Annotated in this window: 4 protein-coding genes; all 4 read right to left on the bottom strand. The window is 45.5% G+C overall.

Features of this window, described 5'->3' with window-relative positions; all coding sequences use genetic code 11:
- Nucleotides 1-251: 251 nt before the first annotated feature.
- The 4 genes from AAB400_00655 to AAB400_00640 all read right to left on the bottom strand — a co-directional run bounded on the left by AAB400_00655 (nt 252) and on the right by AAB400_00640 (nt 6,506).
- Complete coding sequence (locus AAB400_00655) at nt 252-1,379, bottom strand: hypothetical protein (protein ID MEK7648412.1); 1,128 nt, start codon at nt 1,377-1,379, stop codon at nt 252-254.
- A complete protein-coding gene (locus tag AAB400_00650; protein ID MEK7648411.1) occupies nt 1,379-2,611 on the bottom strand; it encodes an AAA family ATPase in 1,233 nt (410 codons plus the stop codon). The genes AAB400_00655 and AAB400_00650 overlap by 1 nt, the downstream gene beginning before the upstream one ends.
- 126 nt (nt 2,612-2,737) lie before the next feature.
- The gene (locus tag AAB400_00645; GenBank protein ID MEK7648410.1) at nt 2,738-3,418 is read right to left on the bottom strand and encodes a hypothetical protein; all 681 of its coding nucleotides are present in this window, start codon (nt 3,416-3,418) and stop codon (nt 2,738-2,740) included.
- Between the two features lie 130 nt (nt 3,419-3,548).
- Nucleotides 3,549-6,506, bottom strand: coding sequence for a hypothetical protein (locus tag AAB400_00640; protein ID MEK7648409.1), 2,958 nt, complete (start codon nt 6,504-6,506; stop codon nt 3,549-3,551).
- Nucleotides 6,507-6,509 lie beyond the last annotated feature (3 nt).

The raw sequence follows: 6,509 nt of genomic DNA, 5'->3' as shown, positions 1-6,509 counted from the left end.
GCAGATCGTGAGGCAAAGAAAGCTGAGATGAAAGCAAAGCAAGAAGCGCTCAAGGCAGATCGTGAGGCAAAGAAAGCTGAGATGAAAGCAAAGCGTGATGCAGTGAAAGCTCAAAAAAAGTCTCAATAATTTTTTCGACGTTCCCCGTCCATAAAACATCTCTCCCGAAGAGATGTTTTATTTTTTTTAATATATTCGTTGGAGCTTCCACTGGTAAAAAAATAAAAAAGACGGCTTTCGTATGGCCGTCCCTAGGGAAAATGAATGTACGTATGCGCTACTGCTTTGAGTATCTCCGAATGCTTGCCTACAAGCGCAACATGAAGGCGAATATCGTCGCCAAGAAGCGCCTCAAGTTGTTCCGGACTTCCAATTCCTTCATCATCTCCATCGCTGATAAGAAGAACTTCTGCTTCCTGAATACCTGCCTGCCGCTGACGAATATCTTCTACTGCGCGCTGAAGGGCCTTTAAGATATTCGTGCCGCCTTGGGTCAGGCCTCCATGAAGAATGATGTCGCAAAGACGTTCTGCTTCTTCGGGAGTTAAGGCTAGAAGAAGCTGATGCGGTTCACCATCGAAATCGCGATGATAGTATTTTGCACCACCATTGATAGCGCGATAGAGAAGCTTTACCATAATGCCACGCGCAACAATGTGGCGGGGCAGGCCACTCTCGAGCAGTTCCTTCATAGATCCTGAAACATCGAGGAGTGTATAGAGAATTTTGTCGATAACAACACTCTCAAACGCTTGCAGAACAAGTGCTTCATTAAGAACAATACTACGGTAGAAATCGTCATCATCCGCCATCAATTGTTCCGGAAGCATATCGGGAAACTGTGCAATATCCGTCATGGTCTGCGGTTCGATATCGCTCGTCGGATAATTTACTGCAACACGATTACTCCGCTTGTCAACATCGATATCTAGCGATACTCTGCTTGCCAATGATACAATTAATAGTTCTAGTTCGCCAATGCGACGTGCAACTTCTGTAACAAGTTGCGCATCATTGGAGTCGAGATATTCACCTCGTGCAACACCTGCGCACTGCATGAGCTTCTTACCAAGATCTTGATTGGTCTGAGCGACCTGTCTAACAAGCGCTTCCTTTCGCTGCTGCTGTGTGTTTTGTTCTTGTTTTTCGCGCCTCTCTGCATCCTTATCTTCTTTTTCATCCGACTGGGTACCATTACTACTATTACGAGAAGAATCAGGATCGGCCTTTGGAAGCTGTGGCAACTGCGACGGAAGAGGAATGTACTGCTTGGACCGTTGAGGAGGATGAAGAATATCGCGTACTTTCCTCCATAGCCAATAGCAGACTCCTGCAACACCAGTTATTGCAGTTGCTACTGCAAGTCCTTCAAGAAACATTACGCTGTGATTTTTTCTAACGTACTTGCCGAAATCTTATCGATTTGGGCAAGAATACGATTCTTTTCCTGTTCGGTTGACTGCAAGAGCGGCTTGATATCCGCAACTTTCGCACGAAGATCCTTGCATCCCTTCATTGTAGTTACAAGATCATCGCTGGTAGGATTCTGTGGCAGCTGGGGAACCTGCTGTTTGAGTTCGGCAAGAAGTTTCACTTGAAGTTCATCAATGTTTTGCTTCCGTGCTTCAACAGCCTTTTCGATAATTGGTTTTGCGACAGAATCAAATGCATCAATGTGGGCTTGTTCGCCTCCGGTGCATAGGCCCCACTTCACAGCATAGATATCTTCAAATGTAACTTCGTACCTGCCATAGAGTAGGGCATTCGCTTCGCAAATCTGCAAAAGACGACACCTCCGACGATCTGAAATTTCAAGAATCCCAGTGCCCATCTTTGCTTTGTATGCTTCTACTACATCATCATACACGACAAGAAATTCTGGATCATCGATTTGATTAGCATCAACGACAATACCAGAAATATGCTTCAGCTCTTCAAGTGTAAGCTTGACAGATGGCTTTTCGCCACTGAGATACTTCTCATACATTCTCAAGCGCTGTTCTTTTGTCTGCACATAGCCTACACGGCATTGAAAGAGGAATCGATCAACAACCGCACCTAATTCGGGTTTATTTTTCACTGTCGCCCGAGGATCTCCATTGGTTGATGCAATGGCAGAATGGAGCTTTGCCCATTCAAATTGCCGTCCGCGTTTGAAATGGCGTTCATTCAATACGCCGAGTGTTGCACGAAGAAGTGAATCATTCGCATCAAAGAACTCGTCAAGCTCTGCGAAATCAGCAACGAGAATACCATACTCAGGATTGTAGTAGACTTCACCTTGTTCGCGCATCTTCTTAGGATCCGGTACGCCGAATATGGAAGATTCGCTCAAAAACTTTGAGAGCTCGATCGAAAAGATTTTGCAGCCCTCAAATGCCTCGAAGATTGTATTTACAAGATCGCTCTTACCCGTGCCATAGGTGCCAAAAATGAGCACATGCTGGCGAGTGAGTAGAGCAAAGAGAATTTGTTGAAGCAAATGTGTCCTTGCCGGGAAAATAAATGACATCTGGTCAATGAGTTTGCGCAGTTTTGTGCCAATTTCTCCAATGCGTTTCAGATCAACTTTTTGCGGTTTCTTAGCAGTACGAATGATATCTTGTGGCATGATTGTCAATGTGCGCCATTAGTTTGGCATAATGTACGGAAAAGTCAAGGGTCGTCAGTTCTATTTTTAAGTATAAAAAAATCCCGAGACTGCGATAGTCCGGGATGAGTTATGTTGCGCCATGCGCTACATGGATATAGCGCCGACGATATCGTTTTCGATATTTTCGACCATTCTAATTACGGATGCGCGTTGGTATTTCTTAAATGATAGAATATACCAGATAACTGCGCCTCCACTCAATAAAAAGAACAACCACGAAGTATAGTAGAGGAGATAGGATGGATGCGCCTGCGAAGCCAAGAGCCGATCATATGCAATAAATGATGCAATGGCAGCAGCGAGAAGGTAGAAACAGAGTCGAGCAGTTGCCCCATGGCGGCGTATATAGGTATGCATGTAGGGCGCTGCATCGTCTACAACTTCCCGTAGTGTGCGCACTTCCAATCCCAAGCGCCATTGGGCGAGGTGGTAGCGCTGCTCGTCTTTGAGGCCGAGAAGTAAATATTCGTTAGCATCTTCACTGAACCACACCTCGTATCCGGTGTAGCCCTTGCCCTTAAGCGCGCGATTGATTGCGATAAGGATGAATCCGGGAAAAACATCTGTAGCTCCTTTTGGCAAATACGTTGCGGAGTAGACGCAGATCGGATACGCCCATTCCAGAATATTCAGAAGATTCTCTTGTGAGAGGGTAATAATGCCTTTCTGTGTTCCCTCGCGGCATTCGAGTTGAGCGAGTTGTGAAGGATCGAGTATGCTGTACTTGTATCTTGATTGCGGCAAATCTGCAATCTTACTCTCCATAAGATAGAACTATACAAAAAAGATCTACAAAAGTCAAGAGAGTAATTGACTATTTCATTCCTTCATCTATTGTTTCTTTTAATGAGCGTGTCCATTCTTTCCAAAGTACATTTATTGTCGTTTTATACTGTTACGAGCTTTTGCGAAGAAAGCTTTTGAGCGTCTGCGGGGTAAAAAGGGCATTCTTCATAATTGGCCTGCGATCGAGCGTTTTTAAATTATCCAATATACCTGGATACAGAGCCTCATACTGCTGGCACATTTGCGCAATGGCAGTGAGTGAAAACCATGGAAGCCATGATAAGACGCATTGTTTTATGGTAACGATCGTAGGTTCTCCGTTCTTGATATTAAAATCGCTTGTAATATCCGTTTCCAAAAGCTTTCCATTGGTAAGCATATTCCATGTCCCGTGACGATCGCCGCTCAGCGTGGATGGATGGATTGGATCGATAAATGTCGGCATGCGCATCTCATGCACGCGTGCAATCACCGGTATGCCAAGCACTTTTGCCGCAGCAACGCATTCAATGCCTTTTTGTATAAAAAAGATTGGTCGTTTCATGGGTCCGGAGAATTTCAGCAATTCAATATGCTCCGCTCCGTCCTGATCAAAAAACAGTTTGTCGAATGCTTCGGGCGTTGGGGAATCTGTGACGGTCCGAATGAGCCGAATAACATCATTCTTCTGTGCTTCGGGTATCCACGAGTCGCGATGCCGTACAAGAGAGCCGATGATATACTGCGATTCTACTTTTTTAAGTCCATAATCCATTATGGGAGATGGGTACTCTTTCCAAGATGCTTCAAAAAAGCTTTCCCCGGATATATAGCGAGTTTTCCTATCCTGATTTTTTTTATCAAAGTCCTTAGCACTCCATTCGCCCAGTAGAATATCCTGAATCAATATTTCCTTGTTGAATTTCGGATTACTGCACATTTCACGGAATCCGTCTGCAAGCGGCGTAAGGGCGCGACGCCGGAGAGCAGTAAGCGATAGTCTGTCTGTATGAGAAAAAGAAGCGGTATTTATAAAAGGATTCTCAGCATCAAGCGAATCGAGGATGCGGATAGCCCGATGAATGCAATCCATTTTTTCTTGTTTTTCTGATATGGCAAGGGAAGTTATTTCCCGATCGCAGATATCCAAGAGCTTACGCAATGACATACGATCATGCCGATCTGATGTTCTCATCCATATACGAAGGCTTTCATCAAAAAAAGCGGGGGTCATCTCCTGCGTACCTCCGCGATCAATGCAATGATAGCGCTCAAGAAAAAACTGTCGCATCGCATCCGCGCTGCCCATCAGTACATTCCGAATCAATGCTATCTGTCTTTCTTCATGAGCTTGTTGAAATTTCTTACCCCTATCAACGTTGTGCATAATGCTTTGCACGTCGCGAAGCGATGCAATATCTTCTTCACGAGGAAAGATAAACGCCGCAATGGATTTTGTCATATTTTCATCAAGCTCTTCAAAATAACGCACTATTTCATCAAGTGTTTCTTCGGAAAGCGATGGATCGTTTGCAAGAGACTGAAGCGTTCCCGGCAACACCGTGCGCAAAACATCCTGAATCGGCATCTGTTCAAGCGATTCTTGCGCATGCGCATCAAATTCTTTTCCTGCGATATGGAGTACATCAACGATGACCTGCTTGATGACCGTCTGTTTGCGGGAATGGACAATTTGTTCCGGCTGCAAGGGCTTGATTGCACGCATTGCATTTCCGCTTGATGGCGCCCGCACCGGAGGCTGTTCCGCTACGCTTGGTGTTGTATCCTCTGAAGGAGGCACTCTATCTGATTCCCCCATACTGACTGCAAGAAGTTGATTAAGTGATGGGATGAATTGCAGAGAGGATTCAGATACAGCAGGTAGTTGTCGCCCCTTCTCACGTCGCGCTTCAGTAAACTGCGTGCCAATCAAATCTTCAAACTGTTTTTGCCATCGCCCATAGGGACTTTCTCCATTCTCTTGGTGTTCGTCCTCCAACACCTGCTCTATTTCATCAGTTATTTCAAGACCGAGCTGCTTGCGTAAGCGGGAAAGTTTGAGCACCATGCGGGCGCGATAGGCCTGAACTCCGCGAATTTCCTCTTCAATGCGCTCAAGGGTAGCACGAACATCCTTTGCCCCTTCTTGTTCGCTCTTTGCTTCGGCAACTTTGAGATACCATCCCATCAGAAGAGCCATGAGTGTCGGCGCAAGCGATGCGGATGTTTTGAAATCAAGCGCCGATCCATGTGCCCCTTTTTGTTGAAAGAGTGTCGAAAACAAATGAGTGATTTTTTCTCCTGTACTCTTCAAAGCATGCATATCCAATTCCGACGATGCGTGAACACCCGCAAGCAAAGCTGCTGCACTCGCAAAACCCAATGGCGCCCATGCCCTCTTTTTTTCGCAGAGCCGCGCAAGGTCATGATACTCCTTCATTGTACTAAAGAGCTCCTCATGCTGCTTGGAAAGCTCATCTATATAATGAATGCGTTTACGAAGAAAGCTTAGTTGTTCATACTGAAGCTCACGATCGGGTGATCCATTCACATCGGGATGCGCCTTCTGCCGTATGCGGTATTTTTCTTCTTGATACTCGCGAACGCCAGCTGATATTTTTGAATACGTTTCTGTGCTTGCAAGCTGTTGCTGAAGCATTATGCCCCGCAATGAATGCAGTGATTTTTTTTGGGAAGGAATTTTTATAAAATACTGAATACTTTCCATCCCTTTGCGGCCAAAGAGTTGGAGACCAAAAAAGATCCCCGCTGCAGCAAGGCTATGTCCCCAATAGCCATATTCTCCGCGTTTAAAAAAACTCCACGTAGCGGCAGTTGCTCCAGTAAGCGCAAGAAGGGCGGCATTCACGCCTTTTGCAACTATGCGAGTGTCAATATTCATCCATGTTTCAAGAATATTTTTCTCGCGCCCTCTTGGTATGCCTTGTTTGCGATAAAAATCTTGCTGCGCCTGTTCTATTCGACGCACATAATCAGAGAGGCGCTGTTGGCGCTGCAGTGTTTTTTCTGGCACGCGCAGTACTTCATTCTGTTTTTGCGCTCCGTGCGATTCACCGGAAAATCCCATACA

It is taken from the genome of Patescibacteria group bacterium (genome assembly GCA_038065255.1).
Classification (GTDB): domain Bacteria; phylum Patescibacteriota; class Patescibacteriia; order JACQRZ01; family JACQRZ01; genus JBBTRI01.
Note: the sequence above shows the minus strand (reverse complement) of the source record. Positions and strands in the feature narration are given on the sequence as shown.

Coding starts and splice junctions, on each gene's coding strand:
- AAB400_00655 (MEK7648412.1), bottom strand. CDS start 1,379: ATGTTTCTTGAAGGACTTGCAGTAGCAACTGCAATAACTGGTGTTGCA.
- AAB400_00650 (MEK7648411.1), bottom strand. CDS start 2,611: ATGCCACAAGATATCATTCGTACTGCTAAGAAACCGCAAAAAGTTGAT.
- AAB400_00645 (MEK7648410.1), bottom strand. CDS start 3,418: ATGGAGAGTAAGATTGCAGATTTGCCGCAATCAAGATACAAGTACAGC.
- AAB400_00640 (MEK7648409.1), bottom strand. CDS start 6,506: ATGGGATTTTCCGGTGAATCGCACGGAGCGCAAAAACAGAATGAAGTA.